Below are 1,275 nucleotides of genomic sequence, written 5' to 3'. Positions count from 1 at the left end.
AAGCAGCGCCAGCCCGCGCGCGACGGTGTCATGGGCCCGCCCGGGCACCTCTCCTGATGCGACAGGATCACCGGGGAAGGCCACCACGACCTCGTCCGGCACCGCGGCGCCCGATGCCACCGCACGCCGGAGCGCCGCCAGGTCCGGGACCGTTGCCAGCTCGTGGCCGGTCAGCCACGCCCCAGAGTCGCCCAGGACGACCCACCGCTCCACCGTTTCCGTAGCCGAGACAGGCACTGGCCGCCACTGGACCTCGTAGAAATGATCAGTCTTGATTCCCAGCCGCTCGGCGGGGACCTGCCTGAGCGTGATGGATCCGACCGACAGCACGGGCGCGCCGGTCACGTCGGTGACGGTCAGCGTGAACTCCTCGTCGCCCACCGGCCTGATGACGACGCGCCCGGCCGAGGAACCGGACGCGTGCACCGACACCTCTGACAACGCGAACGGCAGCCGGATCCGCTCCGGATCGGCGTCCAGGAGCAGCGCGTGCAGCGCCGCGTCCATGAGAGCCGGGTGCACGCCGAAACCGCGGCCGTCCAGCCCCTCGGGGAGGACCACTTCGGCCAGGAGCGCATCCCCGTGCCGCCACGCCGCGCGAAGTCCACGGAAACGCGGGCCGTACCGGTAGCCGAGATCGGTGAGTCGCTCGTAGAAGCCGTCGAGGTCGACCTCCTCCGCGTCGCCGGGCGGCCACTCACCCGTCATCGGCTCGGCGGTACGGCCGGCCCAGGCGAACGTTCCGCTGGCGTGTCGTGTCCAGGAGTCACCGTCGGCCGGTCGTGCGTGCACGGTGAACGCACACCGTCCGGCTTCGTCCCGCTCCTGCACGCTGACCTGGACGTGGATGGACTCGGAGCCTGGAAGCGCCAGCGGCTCATCCAGGATCAGCTGCTCCACCTCGTCGCAACCGGCCCGGCCGGCTGCGTGAAGGGCCAGCTCCAGGAGCGCCGCCGCCGGGATGAGCGTGGTGTCGCCGATGGCATGGTCGGCGAGCCAGGGATGGGAGTTCAGGGAGAGCTTGGCCGTAAGCAGGAGACGGCCGTCGTCGGCGGTTTCGACGGTGGCGCCGACGAGAGGGTGGTCGCTGCCTTCCAGCCCGGCGGAGGTCAGGTCAGCGGGTGCCTTGTCCAGCCAGTGGCGGGTGCGTTGGAAGGGGTAGGTGGGCAGGTTGATGGGTGTGGTGGTGGGGGGTCCGTAGATGCGGTCCCAGGGGAGGTGGGTGCCTCTGGTGAAGGCTCGGGCGATGCCGGTGAGCAGGGTGGTGGGTTCGGG

Annotated in this window: 1 protein-coding gene; it reads right to left on the bottom strand. The window is 70.9% G+C overall.

The features are described from left to right. Positions 1–1,275: polyketide synthase dehydratase domain-containing protein (locus AB0C16_RS40015; protein ID WP_357691365.1), on the bottom strand; the 1,275-nt coding region annotated here is incomplete at both ends.

This window comes from Nonomuraea sp. NPDC048916, assembly GCF_040649575.1.
Lineage (GTDB): Bacteria > Actinomycetota > Actinomycetes > Streptosporangiales > Streptosporangiaceae > Nonomuraea.
The sequence above is the reverse complement of the archived record's forward strand: the minus strand, read 5'-3'. Positions and strand labels throughout refer to the sequence as shown.